Source organism: Pseudoalteromonas sp. SG41-5, from assembly GCF_014164495.1.
GTDB classification, from domain to species: Bacteria; Pseudomonadota; Gammaproteobacteria; order Enterobacterales; family Alteromonadaceae; genus Pseudoalteromonas; species Pseudoalteromonas rhizosphaerae.
Genome location: NZ_JACJFH010000032.1, coordinates 15,828 through 33,590 on the forward strand (window position 1 = coordinate 15,828; position 17,763 = coordinate 33,590).

Sequence of the window (17,763 nt, forward strand, 5' to 3'; positions counted from 1 at the left end):
AAATACCGCAGTTCTCATACTAAAAATGACATTGTGCGGTAGTTTTTTCGAATTACGAAATAAAAGCGTCGATTTCAGGACCAAACTCTTTTCTTAAACGATTCCATTCTACCATAGGCAGTCGAGTAGCAAGTAACCAATGACCCTGTTCATCAAAGTCTTCTTGATGCACGGCATTTAAATTGAACAACGCAGCACGTAAACGACCATATTGCGGAGCTAATTTAAGCGTATGAACAAACATTTTCTTTGCTAACAGCTCGCTGATAGCTTCAGACAATAGTTCACACCCTGCGCCACTGTGTGCCGACAACCATACTCTAATAGGCATGCCTTCATCGTCACGGTCAATACGTGGTTCAATATCTTCAAGCGCATCAATTTTGTTGTAAACCAACAATTGCGGCACTTCATCAGCTTCTATTTCTTTAAGAACCGATTGTACCTGTTCAATATTCTCTTTACGACGATGATCCGCAACATCGACCACATGAAGTTGTAAATCAGCTTCACGAGTTTCGGTTAGCGTCGCTTTAAATGCGGCAACTAAGTCATGGGGTAAATGACGAATAAAGCCAACGGTATCGGCTAAAATTATCGAACCAACATCTTCTATTTCGAGTTTGCGTAAGGTTGGATCAAGCGTCGCGAACAGTTGGTCAGCAGCATACACATTAGAGTTAGTAATGCGATTAAATAGCGTCGACTTACCCGCATTGGTATACCCTACCAACGACACCGTAGGAATTTCATTGCGGTTACGAGCACGTCTACCTTGCTCACGCTGCACTGCCACTTTCTCTAAACGCGCGCGAATACTTTGAATACGAACTCGCAATAAACGTCGATCTGTTTCTAGCTGAGTTTCACCAGGCCCGCGCAAACCGATCCCGCCTTTTTGGCGTTCAAGATGCGTCCAGCCTCGGATCAAACGCGTCGACATATGACGCAATTGTGCTAGCTCAACCTGCAACTTACCTTCATGGGTACGTGCACGTTGCGCAAAAATATCAAGAATAAGCGTCGTTCTATCAAGCACACGACATTGGCAAACGCGTTCTAAATTGCGTTCCTGTGACGGTCTGAGTTGATGATTAAAAATGACGACATCTGCGTTGTGGATTTTGACAATCTCAGCGATTTCTTCAGCCTTTCCGGTACCGACGAATAGTTTCGGATGTGGTGCTTGACGGCTGCCTTGCACAACCGCCAAACTGCTAACACCAGCAGAAGATACCAACATTTCCAATTCATGAAGATCTTCACGATCCCCTTCTTTTGGAAAGTCGATATGAACTAAGACTGCCTGTTCGCCGGCTTCATAACGGTCAAACAAACATTATGCTCCTAATTTAAAAATTTCCAGCTTCAGGCTCTTCACCGTCTTCGCTTCCTTGAATACCTTGGAAGTTAACAGCACGAGCAGGAACTACGGTAGAAATCGCATGTTTATACACCATTTGATTCACGGTGTTTTCTAGTAAAATAACAAATTGATCAAATGACTGGATCTTACCTTGTAGTTTGATGCCATTAACCAAAAAGATTGATACTGGAATACGCTCACGACGTAGCGCATTCAAAAATGGGTCTTGTAACGATTGGCCTTTTGCCATGTTATTTTCCTTCGTTCTAGGTGTTATTATAATTAAGTGGCTGAACTCATTTAACAAAGCTAAAAAATTTCAACTACTACTAGCTTAGCGAACTTACAACACGTTGCAAGTTTTCTTCATCACCCGTTGTTAACCACGTTACATCGGGCCAACCTCTTAGCCACGTCAATTGACGCTTAGCAAGCTGTCGTGTTGCTGCAATACCGCGAAAGACCATTTCATCGAAATCAATCTCGCCAGCAATGTAATCCCACATTTGTCTATAACCCACGCAACGAATGGAAGGTAAGTTAGGGTGTAAATCCTTACGTTGATATAGGGATGAAACTTCATTTTCAAACCCCTGCTCAAGCATTATTTTAAACCTTTGTTCAATTCGCTGGTGTAAATCGGCGCGATCATCAGGCGCAATAGCAAATTGATGAAAAGTATACGGTAAACTCGGCTGCTTACTTTTTTGTAATTCAGTCATTGTTTTACCCGTTAATCGGTAAACTTCAAGGGCGCGGTTAATACGTTGCGAGTCATTCTCGCTCATTTTTTGTGCCGCTTGCGGATCAATTATCTCAAGCTCTTTATAAAGTGCCGGCCAGCCATGTTGCTTGGCTTGTTGCTCAAGCTCTGCTCGTACTACCGGGCATGCTTCAGGTAATGGCGATAATCCATCAATTAATGCTTTAAAGTACATCATTGTACCACCAACTAATACAGGCACTTTACCTTGTTGGTGAAATTGGTCAATCTTTTCAATTGCATCACGACGAAAATCAGCTACTGAGTAACTTTCGCTAGGGTCGATTAGATCAATTAAATGGTGTGGCGCAAGCGCTAACTCATGTTGATCTGGTTTTGCCGTACCTATGTTCATATCTTTATACACTAAGGCTGAATCGACGCTGATTATTTCAGTTTTTAAATGTTGGCATAAGGCGATTGCTAATGCAGTTTTGCCTGCAGCGGTTGGGCCCATTAAAAAAATGACCGGTAAATTACTCAACTCGATAACCTTAATCTAACTGTGCTAAAAAATAACTTAAATCTATTTTAACTGCTTTTGCAGATAAACGCTGGATTGTTTGCGGATTATTTTGCATTCGCGTAACCGCCAAGGCAAAAGCTTGGCTGGCAAAAAAGCGCTCGGGCACTTGGCTAAGCTGCCAGTTTAGCCATTGCTCCACACTATTAAGCTCAGCCTTAGTGGCTTTTAATAGCGCATCTACGGCTTGGCTCACATCAAGCAGATACAAACTCTGTGGCAACTTTTTAACCATCACAAATTGCTTTTCAATCAATAACTCAAAGCCCAGCAAGGTAAACCATGATTGTTGCTGTGTTAAGCTTTGGCTGTCTTCTTTACTGATATTAACTCGCACAGGCAATAGTAAGGCTTTTCCTTCTAAGCTGCCTTGCTCAGCAATAAGCTCAAGCCAATCATTGACTAATAAATATTTAAAGTGTGAGCAATATAATTGCTGTTGCAGGCTAAATACACAACCGCCATCACTTTGTACCAGCAACGGCTGCGCACTTTGCGTCTGTAACAATGGTGCTACTTCTTGAGTAACGCCAATAGGTTGATCAAAATGGCTGGCGTGTTGCTCATTGACCCCTTGATAAAACGCACTCACATCTTGATGATTTGTCCGGCTCGCTTGCTTACTTCGCTCGCTTGAACCTGTATATCCACCACCACTAGGTGCTAAATTAGCACCGTAGCGAGCTTGCTCCGCTGGTTGTAAGTGCGACTTAGGATAATCAAACAAACTGCCTGCTGTATTGCTGGAGTGAGCGGGTGTTGCTGTATGCGCTGCTTTAGCATCGCTGTGTTGCGAATCAACATGCTGAGTAACACCAGCAAAATCATCTTGAAGCGGCACCACGACTTGTTTAATTGCCTGCAAAATAAAGTCATGCACTAAGCGACCTTGATGAAAACGCACTTCGTGTTTCGCAGGATGCACGTTTACATCCACTTGACGCGGATCAATGTCGATATAAATAACAAAGCCCGGTAGCTCTTCTTGGCCTGCGACTTCTTCGAACGCTTGGCGAATGGCATGAGAAATAAGCTTATCGCGCATCATACGATTATTTACATAGGTATATTGCGTAGTATTACTCGAGCCAACTGGTAGCACCCAACCATGTAGCTGCAAGCCTGTATCGCCTGACTCAATATATAACCCCTGCTCAGCAAAGGCTTTACCTGCAACCTGAGCGACCCGAGCAATAGCCTGTGCAGGGTCGGTTTTAGCACGATATTGACGCACTACTTTATCGTTATGGGTGAGGGTAATTGACACATCAAAACGGCTCAGGGCAATACGCTTTATTAACTCATCAATGTGAGTAAATTCGGTTTTTTCGGTGCGTAAAAATTTACGTCTAGCGGGCGTATTAAAAAATAAGTCTTTAACTTCAATGGTGGTCCCGTCAGGGTGAGCAGTGGGTTTAATCTGCACCGCCATATCTCGCCCCTGTGCAAATGCTTGCCAAGCCGCCTCTTGCTGTTTGGTTTTTGAGCTAAGTGTCAAACGCGATACCGAACTAATAGACGCCAATGCTTCGCCGCGAAAGCCCAAAGAACAAATATTTTCTAAATCATCAAGGGACTTTAATTTACTAGTAGCATGACGAGAAAGCGCCAACGTGAGCTCGTCTTTATCAATGCCTGAGCCGTTATCACGAATGCGAATAAGCTTATGACCGCCGCGCTCAATATCAATTTGAATACGTGTTGCGCCTGCATCTAGGCTATTTTCAACGAGTTCTTTGACCACAGATGCGGGTCTCTCAACCACTTCGCCCGCAGCAATTTGGTTAGCTAATCGCGCGGGTAATATTTCAATGCTCATACTGATCCTAACGATTTTAACTTTGCGGAATGTCTAACTCTTGACCAATAAACAAGGTATTAGATTTTAATTGATTGACTTGCTTAAGCTTACCTACTGATACCCCATAGCGACTAGCTAACAAACTTAACGACTCACCAGGGCGAACTTTATGTTTAGTGGGATATTGCGATTTTAACGACGCAAACAGCGAATCATCCGGAGGATTTTTCAGATAATAGCTTTTGATAGAAGTAAATATTGCTTTCGCTAAGCGCTCTTGGTGATTAGCACTTTTTAATAGTTTTTCTTCTCGCGGGTTTGAAATAAACCCAGTTTCGACCAAAATAGATGGAATATCTGGTGACTTTAATACCGCTAGGCTAGCCGCTTGCGGCTCTTTTTTATGTAACTTAGCGACCTTTTTAAGCTCATGAACCATGCCTTCAGCAACGCTGAAACCGGTTTTCATCGAATGATCCATCGACATATCCAACAGCGCCTGCGCCAAGTACTTTTCACTGGCCGTGTCTTTAATCACTCCAGCAGCACCACCGAGTAGCTCTGAATGTTTTTCTTTATCTTCTATCCATTTACCAATTTCTGAATTAGCACGACGAAGTGATAACACCCAAACAGAGGCGCCATTTGGTTGCGGGCTAGTAAATGCATCCGCATGAATTGAAACTAAAAAGTCAGCCTTTTTCTGCCTTGCACGGCTAGTGCGGGTATTAAGTTTGACAAAGTAATCTCCACTTCGCACCATTCGCGAAATCATCCCGCGCTCGGCATCAATCATCCGCTCTAAGCGTTTGGCAATTTGTAATGTGATATCTTTTTCATAAGTACCAGAGGGGCCAATTGACCCAGGGTCTTCGCCGCCATGGCCTGCATCAATAGCAATAATAATATCGCGTTGTTGATTAAGCTCACGCTTTTTAACCGCAGTATTACTCGTTGCAGCTACTGGCTCTGCTTGATTTTTGTCATATAAGTCGACCACTAAACGATTTTTATAAGGTCCCGTTGGCGCCAGTGCAAAAATCACCGGTTTAACGGCCCCTGTAAGCTCAAAAACAAATCGTACCCCCTGGCTGCTTTTCGCTTTCGAGTAACGTAGTTTACTGACGATTTGATGCTTACTGGGAATAGTTGGTAGGTCTTTTATTTTATCTGTATTTTCTAAATCGACCACTAAGCGCAGTGGATTTTTTAGCATAAAATAACTGAAGTCGGGCTTATCCGTTAAGTCGAATACTACCCGCGTACTATCTGGCGATGGCCACACCCGTACACTATTGATAGTATTTTGTGCATAGAGATTAGCACTGATTGCTAACAGCAAAAAAGCACCCATCCACTTTATGACAACTCGACTCATCGGTATCTTCACACCCTTGTTATTTGTTGTTATTCACTATGGTTTTTGAGTTTATCCACGATACTGTGACCACGCGGGCTAATGCTTTGGATCTCAATTGCTCGTGCATCGCCGACATAACGTAAAGTAATATCTAAGTCTGGTGTTGGGATAAACTCGCCGCCTTTTTCAGGCCATTCCACCACACAAATAGCTGTTGGCGAAAAATAATCTCGAATACCCATGTATTCTAATTCTTCTGGATCGCCTAAACGATATAAATCAAAATGATAAACATTGGCCGTTGCCAACTCATAAGGCTCCACCAGCGTATAAGTTGGACTCTTAACTTTACCTTGATGACCAAAGCCTTGGATCACACCACGTGTTAAAGTGGTTTTACCTGCTCCCAAATCACCGTGTAAGTAAATAACTGCACCTTGCTCCATTAGCATAGCAAGTTGATTGCCCATTTTAACCGTTGCAGCTTCATCAGCGAGTTGAAAACCAACACAGTGCGTCATTCTAACCTCATGGATAGTATTAAAAACGATAACTTGTTAATCATACCAGATTATTTTACTAAGGCGAGAATCGACACTTATAGACACAAAAAAACCGGCAAAGTTGCCGGTTTTTTTTGTAATTAGGACTATAGACCTAATTTTTTCTCAAGATAGTGGATATTAGTACCACCATTTTGGAAATTTTCATCCGCTAAGATGCGCTTATGTAATGACGTATTAGTTTTAATACCGTCAATCACAAGCTCATTCAATGCATTACGTGCACGGGCAATTGCTACATTACGGTTTTCACCGTAAGTAATTAATTTACCGATCATTGAATCATAGTGTGGTGGCACTGTGTAGTCAGCATAAATATGGCTGTCCCAACGAATACCTAAACCACCTGCTGGGTGGAAACGCGTAATTTTACCCGGTGACGGGATAAACGTTTCAGGATCTTCAGCATTAATACGACACTCAATTGCATGACCACGAATAACGACATCGTCTTGCGTGAATGATAGTGGTTGGCCCGCTGCAATTTTTAACTGCTCTTTGATCAAATCAACACCGGTAACCATTTCTGTCACTGGATGCTCAACCTGAATACGAGTGTTCATTTCAATGAAATAGAACTCACCATTTTCGTATAAGAACTCAAATGTACCCGCACCACGATAACCGATTTCGATACATGCACGCGTACAACGCTCACCGATAAACTTACGCACTTCAGCAGTAATACCTGGTGCTGGCGCTTCTTCGACTACTTTTTGATGACGACGTTGCATAGAACAATCACGTTCACCTAAGTGAACAGCATTACCTTGCCCGTCAGCCAATACTTGAACTTCGATATGACGTGGGTTTTCAAGGAATTTTTCCATGTAAACCATGCTATTACCAAAGAACTGTTTTGCTTCTTGTTGCGTTAAAGCGATTGAGTCAATTAACTCAGCTTCACTGCGAACAACCCGCATACCACGACCACCACCGCCACCAGCGGCTTTGATGATCACTGGGTAACCGATACGTTTAGCGATTTGCATGTTGCGGTCTTTATCATCCGATACCGGACCATCTGAACCTGGTACACATGGTACGCCAGCTTTACGCATTGCTTCGATTGCAGATACTTTATCGCCCATTAGACGAATCGTGTCGCCGCGCGGACCAATAAACACAAAACCACTTTGTTCAACTTGATCAGCAAAATCAGCGTTTTCTGCAAGGAAACCATAACCCGGGTGGATAGCAACTGCATCGGTTACTTCAGCTGCCGCAATAATGCGCGGAATGTCTAAGTAACTTTCAGTGGCAGAAGGTCTACCAATACATATTGTTTCATCTGCAAGCAATACATGCTTAAGATCGCGATCCGCCGTTGAATGCACAGCAACCGTTTTGATCCCAAGCTCTTTGCAGGCGCGCAATATACGAAGTGCAATTTCACCTCGGTTTGCAATGACTACTTTATCTAACATTAGAGTTGGCCTTTTAGGTTGCGCTATTATTCAATGATGAATAAAGGTTGATCAAATTCTACTGGCTCGCCATTTTCAACTAAAATCGCTTTCACGGTGCCCGCTTTATCTGACTCAATTTGGTTCATCATTTTCATCGCTTCGATGATACAAAGCGTATCACCTACTTTAACTTGTGAACCCACTTCTACATATGAAGGCGCTTCAGGAGAAGCTGCTGTATAGAAAGAACCAACCATTGGCGATAATACTTGATGGCCAGTAGGACCGGCAGGTGCTGCCGCTTCTGCGCTTGCAACAGGTGCAGCTACAGGGGCTGGAGCTGGTGCTGGTGCGTACTGTGGTGCATAATGCGGAGCGTAAGCAGGACCTGCACTCATATTATTACGATTGATACGTACTGATTCTTCACCTTCGGTGATTTCTAATTCAGCAATACCTGATTCTTCTACTAGTTCAATTAGTTTTTTGATCTTGCGAATATCCATGAACGACCCGCCTGTTAGTTTGTTAGTTTAAAATTAATTCGAGTTTTGCAACCGATTGACCGCAGCTTCAAGTGCTGCGCGATAACCCATTGCGCCTAATCCACATATCACGCCCTGCGCCACATCAGAAAAATATGAATGATGACGAAACGCTTCCCGCGTGTGCACATTAGTTAAGTGCACTTCAAAAAACGGGATATCAACAGCCAGTAACGCATCACGTAAAGCCACGCTTGTATGCGTAAATGCCGCTGGGTTGATAATAATGTAATCAATGACCTGCCATGCACTATGTATGTGCTCAATTAAAGCTTGCTCACTATTACTTTGAAAATGCGTTAGCTCAACATCTAGACCATGCGCAAACTCAGTTAGTTCGCTCATAATCTCACTCAGTGTTTGTAAACCGTATTTTTCTGGTTCACGCTTACCCAGCATGTTTAAGTTAGGGCCATTTATAACTAAAAGTTTAAATTTTGCAGCCATAATACGCGATAATCCTATAAATAATGAGTTAAGCCATTTTGATTAGAAATTCCCGCAAAATGTAGAGGGGAAAAACTAAAATAGCAAGTATTTCTCACGTTAACCACCTATTATAGCCAGTTCGATGTAAATAGCAGCAAAATACTGGTCTAATCACTAGTAGCCACCACAAAAACAAAAACGCCACTCATATAAAGTGGCGTTTAAAATAGCGGTGCGAAAAACGTTTATTTAGCGCTATTTCTCACTTTAGCTAAATGCTCAGCAAAGTCCTTGGCATTTAAAAAGCCCGTCACACGCTGTGCTGCAAGCTCTTCACCTTGTGTATCAAAAAACAAAATACTGGGTAAACCAAATACCGAAAACTCTTCCATTACAGCAATTGTTTTATCATCACTTTCGGTCAAATCAATTTTTAACAACTCAAAGTTTGCAAACTCACCTTGTACTTTAGCGTCAGGAAAAGTGTATTTCTCGAACTCTTTACACGCAACACACCAATCTGCATATAAATCGACCATCACTAAACGACCACCACTGTTTGCATCATTTATTGCTTGTTTGAGCTCAGCTAAGTCAGCAACTAATTTAAAGCCGCGCTCTTGTTGCTCGCCATTTGCGGCACTAACAACTTGCGCTGTTGGCCATATATAGTTTTTAGTTAAGCTCACACCGCTAACAACTAATAACGTTGCAACAAACCACAATGCAGTTTTTAACTTACCTTGTGTTTGAGCGCTCTGCCAATGATGTAAATACAAGGCCGTTGCTAATGCTAATAAGCCCGCCATAAGTAATATGATGTCTGCATCGACAATACGTTCAAGCAAGATCAATGGCACTACCAGCATGATAAAACCAAACAGGGTTTTAACTTGTTCCATCCAGCCGCCTGCTTTTGGCAATAATTTACCGCCAGAGGTGCCTAATAACAGCAGCGGAATACCCATCCCTAAACTCAGCACATACAAAGTTAAGCCGCCAACTAAATAATCGCCGCTTTGCGCAACAAACAATAGCGCAGCTGATAACGGTGCGGTGGTACAAGGTGAAGCAATTAAACCCGATAAAACCCCCATTAAAAACACGCCAATGTAGTTGCCGCCTTTTTGATTATTACTTACTTGTGTGAGCTTATTCATCATGCCGCTAGGGAGCTTTATTTCGTACCAACCAAACATCGACATAGCGAGTAAAACGAATAATAAACTGAAACTAATCAATACATATGGGTGCTGCAAATAACCTTGCACTTGACCACCAAGTGATGCAACCACAAGGCCCAGCGCCGCATACGTAACGGCCATACCCTGCACATAAACAAAAGAAAGCGCAAAAGCTTTTTTAGTGGAAAGATTTTTTTGTCCTGCAATTAGGCTCGACAAAATAGGAAACATCGGAAATACACATGGCGTAAATGCCAAGCCAATACCGACCAAAAAGAAAATCGCTAAGTTCGCTAACAAACCTTGCGAGGCCAGTTTTTCAGTAAAGTTTAATTCTTTTTCTAAGTCATCTTCTTGCGTTACAACATCTTCTGTAGCAGCCGCTGATTCAGCGCTAAGCGCAGCTAATGCATTGCCTGCTGTTGCATTATCAGTTGCAGGGGTTTCACCGGCAATCATACTCAATGGAATGGTGATGATCTCTGGCGGGTAACATAGTCCTGCTTCAGCACAGCCTTGATAACGTACTTTAATTACGCCACCCTCAGCTATATTACTTAGCTTGCTGATCACGCTCAGTGAATCAAAAAACACTGCTGTTTTGCCAAAGAACTCATCTTCAATGATCACGCCTTTACCAAGATCAGGCACTTCAATATCAGCACCTTTACCAATAATTTCTAGCTTCTTTTTATATAGGTAATAACCTGGCGCAATATCCCAACCAATAAAAAGAGTGCTGCCTTGCTGATCAAAATCAAATGAAAATGCCTGATCAACAGGTAAAAATGTTTGCTCTGCGGGCTGCAGCAAATCACTTAATAAATTATTAGTTGCAGCCTGTGCTGGCATTAACGACAGCGCACAAAGCAATAAAAAAAAACAACGCATTAATTAAGTACCTCATCCATCCAATTAAAATAGGCTAAATTGCCAGTGGCCACATCAATAACCTGTATTTCAGGAATTTCATAACTATGTAATTGCTTGATAGTTTGAATCAATTCATTCATTTTTTCTGACTTTGTTTTAATTAATAATTTACACTCGGTTGCATAAGCAACCTCTCCTTGCCACATATAAACAGATTCCACATTTGGAAGAATGTTCACACACGCAGCTAATTTAAGCTTAACTAATTGCTCAGCCATGGAGCGTGCCTCACTTACATCTGCGCAAGTGGTAAAAATAAGTCGAAAATGAGTCGTCATATTGAACCTTTGATTGATTGCTCTGCCCAATGCCATAGTAGCTGATAGCTAAGGCAAAGTGTAGTTAACCTAAACTGCGGATAATAAATCGCTTAATCAGAGTTCAGGCTATTTAGCCAACACAGCTTTACCACTAGCCTTGAAAAAAGACCTGATAACCCATATTTATATTTCATCAACTCAACTGAGTGATCACTATTTAGAGAGCCTTATGTTTAGATTTTTGTTTTTATTATTTATTCTCGTGCCAATTATTGAAATTGCGTTGTTAATTCAAGTAGCTGATGTAATTGGTGGATTCGCCACTATTGCACTGGTTATTGTAACCGCAATATTCGGCGCAAAATTAGTTAGAACACAAGGTATGGGCGCACTGCAAAATGTGCAAACACAAATGGCGCAAGGGCAAATGCCAGCCAAAGAATTATTTACCGGTTTATGTGTGATTATCGCCGGCATATTATTGCTAACTCCAGGCATTATGACCGACGTATTCGGTTTTTTATTATTGACCCCGGCCATTCGCAATAAACTAGCTGCAGGCCTTGCTAGTCAAGCAACTGTGCGTATGAGTGCAGGCATGCAACAAGGTCCAACAGCATTTAATCAGCACACTCATGCAGAGCCAGAACCTCGCAAAATGAGTGAGCCGACCACTATTGATGGTGAGTACGAGAGAAAAGATTAAAAATTTTAATTTTTATCACTTGGGTTTTGAAGCAATACCCCCATTACTGAGTACAACTAAATCAATTGCCTTGAACCACAGGGTTTAATGCAAACTGGTACATATAAAGCTTTTTTCTGTCCTGTTCAGAAACTGTTAGGAGAACTAAATAAAATGAACATTCGTCCTTTACATGATCGCGTGATCGTTGAGCGCCTAGAAGAAGAAACCAAATCTGCTGGCGGTATTGTATTAACTGGTTCTGCGGCTGAGAAATCAACCCGCGGTAAAGTTATTGCAGTGGGTAATGGCCGTACTCTAGATAACGGTGATGTGAGAGCATTAGAAGTTAAAGTCGGTGACACTGTGTTATTCGGCTCATATGTTGAAAAAGCTGAAAAGATCGAAGGTCAAGAGTACCTGATCATGCGTGAAGACAATATTTTAGGCATTGTAGGCTAAAGCTACTTTTCGTTTAACAAACATTCAGAATTCAGAGGAAATTAATCATGGCAGCAAAAGAAGTACTTTTTGCAGGTGACGCACGCGCTAAAATGCTAGCTGGCGTAAACATCTTAGCAAACGCAGTTCGTGTAACTTTAGGTCCTAAAGGCCGTAACGTAATCCTAGACAAATCATTTGGCTCTCCAGTGATCACTAAAGATGGTGTATCAGTGGCAAAAGAAATCGAACTTGAAGACAAGTTTGAAAATATGGGCGCACAAATGGTTAAAGAAGTTGCATCTAAAGCAAACGATGCAGCCGGTGACGGTACAACTACTGCAACAGTATTAGCACAGTCAATTGTAAACGAAGGCTTAAAAGCGGTTGCTGCGGGCATGAACCCAATGGACCTTAAGCGCGGTATTGATAAAGCAATCATCGCAGCTGTTGCTGAGCTAAAAGAACTTTCAGTACCATGTGCCGATGCAAAAGCAATCGCTCAAGTGGGTACTATTTCAGCTAACTCTGATAAAGAAATTGGCGACATCATTGCAGAAGCAATGGAAAAAGTAGGCCGTAATTCAGGTGTAATCACTGTTGAAGAAGGTCAATCACTTGAAAACGAACTAGATGTTGTTGAAGGCATGCAGTTTGACCGTGGTTACTTATCTCCATACTTCATCAACAACGCAGAAAAAGGCGCTGTTGAATTAGATAACCCATTTATTCTACTTGTAGATAAAAAAATCTCTAATATTCGTGAGTTGCTACCTACATTAGAAGCCGTTGCTAAAGCAAGCAAACCATTACTTATCATTGCTGAAGACCTTGAAGGCGAAGCACTAGCTACTCTAGTTGTTAACAACATGCGCGGTATCGTTAAAGTATCAGCAGTTAAAGCACCTGGTTTTGGCGACCGTCGTAAAGCAATGCTACAAGATATCGCAGTATTAACTGGTGGTACGGTTATCTCTGAAGAAATCGGCCTGGAACTTGAAAAAGCAACAGTTGAAGATTTAGGTACTGCAAAGCGCGTAGTTATCACTAAAGATGATACAACTATCATCGATGGTGCAGGCGAAGAAGCTGGCATCAACGGTCGCGTTGCGCAAATCAAAGCACAAATCGAAGAAGCAACATCAGACTACGATAAAGAGAAACTACAAGAGCGCATGGCTAAACTTGCCGGCGGTGTTGCGGTAATCAAAGTAGGTGCTGCTACTGAAATCGAAATGAAAGAGAAAAAAGACCGCGTTGAAGATGCACTTCATGCAACTCGCGCTGCGGTTGAAGAAGGCGTAGTGCCTGGTGGTGGTGTTGCACTAGTACGTGCAGCAAGCAAACTTGTTGATTTAGTTGGTGACAACGAAGATCAAAGCCACGGTATCAAAGTAGCACTACGTGCTATGGAAGCACCACTTCGTCAAATCGTTACCAACGCAGGTGACGAAGCGTCTGTTGTTATTAACGCAGTTAAAGGCGGCACGGGTAACTTCGGTTACAACGCAGCAACTGGCGAATACAACGACATGATTGAAATGGGTATCCTAGATCCAACAAAAGTAACGCGCTCTGCACTACAATTTGCAGGCTCGATTGCTGGCCTTATGATCACCACTGAAGCAATGGTAGCTGAAATCCCAAAGGATGAAGCTGGCGGCGCTGATATGGGAGGCATGGGCGGCATGGGTGGTATGGGCGGCATGATGTAATTCATCTCCTAACCATCTAGCTAAAATAAAAACCCAGCTTCGGCTGGGTTTTTAGCTTTAAGAGCAACGATAAAGTAGCAAATAAAATGACTCCAGCGTATTGCAGTGCTTTTTAACTGTATGCCAAAACCATACTCAGAGTTAATTTTATTTATAAGACATAATTAAGGATATTAAGATGAATAAAAAGCCTGAACTGATCATCTCGTCACTCGATGCTGATAGATTGTATGATTTAATGGAATCATTACCAGCAGGAAGCTTTGCTGGCGAAAAAGAACTTGAAGCTGAACTTGGCCGCGCAACAATCGTTGAGCCAAAAGATGTGCCTTCGACAGTGGTTACTATGAACTCAACGGTAAACTTTATCGTTGAATCGACCCAAGAAGAATTCACTAAGACCTTAGTGTATCCAAAAAATGCTGATGCAAGTGCTGATAAAATATCAATTTTAGCCCCTGTTGGTAGCGCCTTACTTGGTCTATCGCAAGGTGATGAAATTGAATGGCCAAAACCAAGTGGCGGTCTCATAAAAGTAAAAATAAAAGCAATCACTTATCAGCCAGAACGAGCCGGTGAGTTACATCGATAATATTTAGTGTTATTAAAAACCCAGTGAAAGCTGGGTTTTGTTTTTAAAGATAATAAGTTTAAAACCTAGCGCCAGCCACACGTAAGTCCAGATTTATCGGGAAAAGCTTTCTGACTGAAGTCAGATCTACTGATAAATCTAGCACCGCACTTAACGTACCAGTCTTTTGTCCTCGGGTTATATTTTCTTATATGCTAAAAAGCATCTTTAAGCACTGCATTATTTCAAGTTAGGACAATGACAAACATAAAACAGCATATAGGTAGCATGGCATTAGTTGTAGGGAATTATGATGATGCGATTGCATTTTACACTCAAAAACTGGGGTTTGATTTAATCGAAGATACTGATCAGGGTAATGGTAAACGCTGGGTATTAGTATCACCACCGAACTCTAATGGCACTAATTTATTACTCGCACAAGCAAGTACTCAACAGCAGTTAGAGGCTGTGGGCAACCAAACTGGCGGCCGAGTGTTTTTATTTTTACATACCAATGACTTTTGGCGAGATTATGAATTAATGCAAAAAAATGGCGTTAACTTTAATGAACAGCCCCGCGTAGAAGAATACGGCACCGTTGTGGTATTTGAAGATTTGTATGGTAATAAATGGGACTTACTACAATTAAATTAAAAGCAGTCAGTGAGAGGTCACTAATCGCGATAAATCACAACCTACTGGCTTAATATGGAACCTCTGGTTGACTTGATATTGCTCAATTAACCCTCATTAACTAACTATTAGTAACCATATTAAACACAAATGGATTTATTAGATAAGGTCAGTCTTGGAACATTACTGCTGCATTGGCTTGTAGTGAGCATATTATTGCTGATTGTGTTTTGGGCCATGATGAAAATTATTGCTGATTGTGTTTTGGGCCATGATGAAAATTGTCGCTTGGGGTAAAACCATGTCACGAGGGGCTTTTTTATTTTTGTCGTTCTTTGCGCTTATTTCGTTATTCCCTATTCCACCCCCGCAACTTGAGAATGTACAAAAAGCCAAACAAGAGCAACGTAAACGCAAAGAAGACTCCGGCGATCCACCAGAAGAGGACGAAGGTGAAGCATCGCGCTGAGATTCTCAGCTAACGATGCTTGAAAAACACTATCAATGAATCACATTATTGCTGACTAATTTGATATAAACGCTGTGCTTGGCTATTTGAATCTTTGCTGACGCTACGAAATTCTTCAGCATCACTGGCATTTTGCACAGAGATCTCACGAATTCGCTCTGCCAAGTTTTTCACATTTTCGGTTACCTGTGATTGCTCTTCAGTCGCTACGGCAATGCTTGATGAACGCTCTTTAATATCATTAAACGCGGTAACAATACTTTCATACTGTGCACGTGTTGTTGCTGAGCGCTCGTTCACTACTTCAGAGTATTCACGGCATTGCCCAATAACGTTAACCCCTCGACTAGCGGCTTCTTGCAATTGGCTGATCATGGTTTCAATCTCGCCAGCCGATTGCTGAGTACGATGTGCCAAGGTTCTAACTTCATCAGCCACTACCGCGAAACCACGTCCTGATTCACCTGCTCGAGCGGCTTCAATGGCAGCATTAAGCGCAAGTAGATTAGTTTGTTCTGAAATATTCATGATCACATCAAGCACCGAGCCCACTTGTTTTGAGTCTTGTGCAATCCGTGAAATGGCATCTGATGATTCCGTTAATTTATCAAATAATAACTGGATTGATTCGGCATTCTTCTCAATAACATCAAAACCAGAATTCACTAAATCAGCTGATTGCGTAGTAATATCTGCAACGCTCAAAACATCTTGTGAGGCTGATGAGGCTGCTATCGACATTTCATGAATTGCCTCAGCCAACATGTTGTTTTCTTCCATCAACTCTTGGGTACGAATTTGGCTGTTATTACTTAAGGTATCCATCGCTTCAGCGTTGTTTTTAACCGCAGCGGCTTCTGCTTGGATCTGTTCTAAAATCTTAATCAGATGATCGCCATAATCATTAATCGCTTCGCATAAGTGGCTCATTTCATCACTTCCGCGCACCGCCAGTTTTGAATTCGTGCGACCTTGCACCAACATTCTAACTTGCTCTGTGGTGGTGTTAATTTGCTGCACCAGGCGATTACCAAAAATCAGTAATACTGATACAAAAGCGAGAATAAGGGCGATAAATGAACTGTATAAATAATAAGTGAGGGTGTTAACGGTTTTCTTGGCAATTGCGGCAGGAATAATAACCCCGGAGCGCCAATTTTGCTCTGCCAATGAGTAAGTTACTAAAATAGATTGGTCATTATTAACCACACCACTGGCAAATTCAGCAACAGTTGTATTACTGTTTTGCAAGGCGCTGACCAACGGCTTTAAGCTACTGTCTTTACTGGCAACCTGAGTAAGGCTCATCATTGCTAAATTAGTATTGCGTATCGATGGAATCGATACCAGTTGCTCGGCGCTATCTAAAATAAAGTTATAGGTGCCCGTAGCATTGTTCTCTGCGATCAATGAGCTTTCGATAGATGCCAGTTCAACGTCTAAAGTGGCAACCCCCCAAAATTGGTTATCACGGATTATTTTCACGGAACAGGTAACCATCGGTACATTCGATACCGTGTCTACATAAGCTTCGGACCAAACGCACTCACCCCGATTAGCGTTAATGGCATTTTTATACCAGGTTTCTTGTTGATACGCGCTGCTGTCGGGCTGGTTATAATCATCTAAAAGTTTATATTGGCCATTACCTGTTTTCGCCCAGAAAAGAGATGCCTTTGCTGCTGAAGGCAGCATTTTATTCGGCTCAGGCCAAATACCACCACCCGCAATACCTTTGCCACTTGCAATCAAAGGAGCAATATTTTCAATAAAGGCCGCTTGCTGCAATGGCAAAGTCTCGGCTACCACGGCTAAGCTTTGCGTTAAGGTGGCACTTTTAGCTAAATCTTTTGCTAACGATTCGCCGATCACCTTTGCTTGTAATTTTGCGCTGGATATAGCGTCATTTTTAATGATTGGCGTAACAACTAGCTGCATTATTCCTGACAGAATAATTAAAGCAAACAACAGCAGCAGAAAACTCCCTAGGTACATTTTTTTTTGTATCAACATCTTCTTTTTACCTCAGTAGTAAATAATAGCCGCGCAAATTAGAGTATAGGGACTGTGCTGTATTTAGCAAAACGAGTTCCTAAAAATAGTGACCAAA

The 17,763-nt window shown here is 42.0% G+C and carries 18 protein-coding genes; 6 read left to right on the top strand and 12 right to left on the bottom strand.

Features of this window, described 5'->3' with window-relative positions; genetic code table 11:
• Nucleotides 1-52 precede the first annotated feature (52 nt).
• The 11 genes from hflX to cutA all read right to left on the bottom strand — a co-directional run bounded on the left by hflX (nucleotide 53) and on the right by cutA (nucleotide 11,154).
• A complete protein-coding gene (gene hflX, locus H5232_RS10390; RefSeq protein WP_149980498.1) occupies nucleotides 53-1,336 on the bottom strand; it encodes a ribosome rescue GTPase HflX in 1,284 nt (427 codons plus the stop codon).
• Between the two features lie 16 nt (nucleotides 1,337-1,352).
• On the bottom strand, nucleotides 1,353-1,616 hold the full coding sequence (gene hfq, locus H5232_RS10395; protein WP_064668197.1) for an RNA chaperone Hfq: 264 nt from the start codon (nucleotides 1,614-1,616) through the stop codon (nucleotides 1,353-1,355).
• 79 nt (nucleotides 1,617-1,695) lie between these two features.
• Nucleotides 1,696-2,613: a tRNA (adenosine(37)-N6)-dimethylallyltransferase MiaA gene (gene miaA / locus H5232_RS10400; protein WP_182830840.1), complete on the bottom strand. Its 918-nt coding sequence runs from the start codon at nucleotides 2,611-2,613 to the stop codon at nucleotides 1,696-1,698.
• Between the two features lie 10 nt (nucleotides 2,614-2,623).
• Entirely contained in the window at nucleotides 2,624-4,471 is a 1,848-nt protein-coding gene (mutL, locus tag H5232_RS10405) for a DNA mismatch repair endonuclease MutL (protein WP_182830841.1), read from the bottom strand.
• Nucleotides 4,472-4,487: 16 nt separating this feature from the next.
• Nucleotides 4,488-5,831, bottom strand: coding sequence for an N-acetylmuramoyl-L-alanine amidase (locus H5232_RS10410; protein WP_145238092.1), 1,344 nt, complete (start codon nucleotides 5,829-5,831; stop codon nucleotides 4,488-4,490).
• Nucleotides 5,832-5,860: 29 nt separating this feature from the next.
• The gene (gene tsaE, locus H5232_RS10415; protein ID WP_145238089.1) at nucleotides 5,861-6,334 is read right to left on the bottom strand and encodes a tRNA (adenosine(37)-N6)-threonylcarbamoyltransferase complex ATPase subunit type 1 TsaE; all 474 of its coding nucleotides are present in this window, start codon (nucleotides 6,332-6,334) and stop codon (nucleotides 5,861-5,863) included.
• A 128-nt stretch (nucleotides 6,335-6,462) separates the two neighbouring features.
• Entirely contained in the window at nucleotides 6,463-7,803 is a 1,341-nt protein-coding gene (gene accC, locus H5232_RS10420) for an acetyl-CoA carboxylase biotin carboxylase subunit (RefSeq protein WP_145238085.1), read from the bottom strand.
• A 26-nt stretch (nucleotides 7,804-7,829) separates the two neighbouring features.
• Entirely contained in the window at nucleotides 7,830-8,291 is a 462-nt protein-coding gene (gene accB, locus H5232_RS10425) for an acetyl-CoA carboxylase biotin carboxyl carrier protein (RefSeq protein ID WP_145238082.1), read from the bottom strand.
• Nucleotides 8,292-8,324: 33 nt separating this feature from the next.
• Entirely contained in the window at nucleotides 8,325-8,777 is a 453-nt protein-coding gene (gene aroQ / locus H5232_RS10430) for a type II 3-dehydroquinate dehydratase (RefSeq protein ID WP_145238079.1), read from the bottom strand.
• Between the two features lie 227 nt (nucleotides 8,778-9,004).
• Nucleotides 9,005-10,834 (bottom strand): protein-disulfide reductase DsbD, encoded by a 1,830-nt coding sequence (locus tag H5232_RS10435; RefSeq protein WP_182830842.1) that lies wholly within the window; start codon nucleotides 10,832-10,834, stop codon nucleotides 9,005-9,007.
• On the bottom strand, nucleotides 10,834-11,154 hold the full coding sequence (cutA, locus tag H5232_RS10440) for a divalent-cation tolerance protein CutA (RefSeq protein WP_145238073.1): 321 nt from the start codon (nucleotides 11,152-11,154) through the stop codon (nucleotides 10,834-10,836). The genes H5232_RS10435 and cutA overlap by 1 nt, the downstream gene beginning before the upstream one ends.
• Before the next feature lie 211 nt (nucleotides 11,155-11,365).
• Here cutA and H5232_RS10445 point away from each other — a divergent pair, with 211 nt between their 5' ends.
• The 6 genes from H5232_RS10445 (at nucleotide 11,366) to H5232_RS10470 (ending at nucleotide 15,653) form a co-directional block, all read left to right on the top strand.
• The gene (locus H5232_RS10445) at nucleotides 11,366-11,842 is read left to right on the top strand and encodes an FxsA family protein (protein WP_182718924.1); all 477 of its coding nucleotides are present in this window, start codon (nucleotides 11,366-11,368) and stop codon (nucleotides 11,840-11,842) included.
• Between the two features lie 153 nt (nucleotides 11,843-11,995).
• Nucleotides 11,996-12,283 carry a co-chaperone GroES gene (locus tag H5232_RS10450; RefSeq protein ID WP_145238066.1) on the top strand — a complete coding sequence of 96 codons (288 nt, stop codon included), beginning with the start codon at nucleotides 11,996-11,998 and terminating at the stop codon, nucleotides 12,281-12,283.
• Nucleotides 12,284-12,330: 47 nt separating this feature from the next.
• Complete coding sequence (gene groL, locus H5232_RS10455; protein ID WP_145238063.1) at nucleotides 12,331-13,977, top strand: chaperonin GroEL; 1,647 nt, start codon at nucleotides 12,331-12,333, stop codon at nucleotides 13,975-13,977.
• A 178-nt stretch (nucleotides 13,978-14,155) separates the two neighbouring features.
• Entirely contained in the window at nucleotides 14,156-14,569 is a 414-nt protein-coding gene (gene rnk / locus H5232_RS10460) for a nucleoside diphosphate kinase regulator (protein ID WP_145238060.1), read from the top strand.
• Nucleotides 14,570-14,806: 237 nt separating this feature from the next.
• Nucleotides 14,807-15,205, top strand: a complete 399-nt coding sequence (locus H5232_RS10465) for a VOC family protein (protein WP_149980488.1) — start codon at nucleotides 14,807-14,809, stop codon at nucleotides 15,203-15,205.
• Between the two features lie 250 nt (nucleotides 15,206-15,455).
• A complete protein-coding gene (locus tag H5232_RS10470; protein WP_182740568.1) occupies nucleotides 15,456-15,653 on the top strand; it encodes a hypothetical protein in 198 nt (65 codons plus the stop codon).
• Nucleotides 15,654-15,698: 45 nt separating this feature from the next.
• Here H5232_RS10470 and H5232_RS10475 read toward each other — a convergent pair whose 3' ends face one another.
• Nucleotides 15,699-17,591 carry a methyl-accepting chemotaxis protein gene (locus H5232_RS10475; RefSeq protein WP_259398528.1) on the bottom strand — a complete coding sequence of 631 codons (1,893 nt, stop codon included), beginning with the start codon at nucleotides 17,589-17,591 and terminating at the stop codon, nucleotides 15,699-15,701.
• Nucleotides 17,592-17,763: the final 172 nt, after the last annotated feature.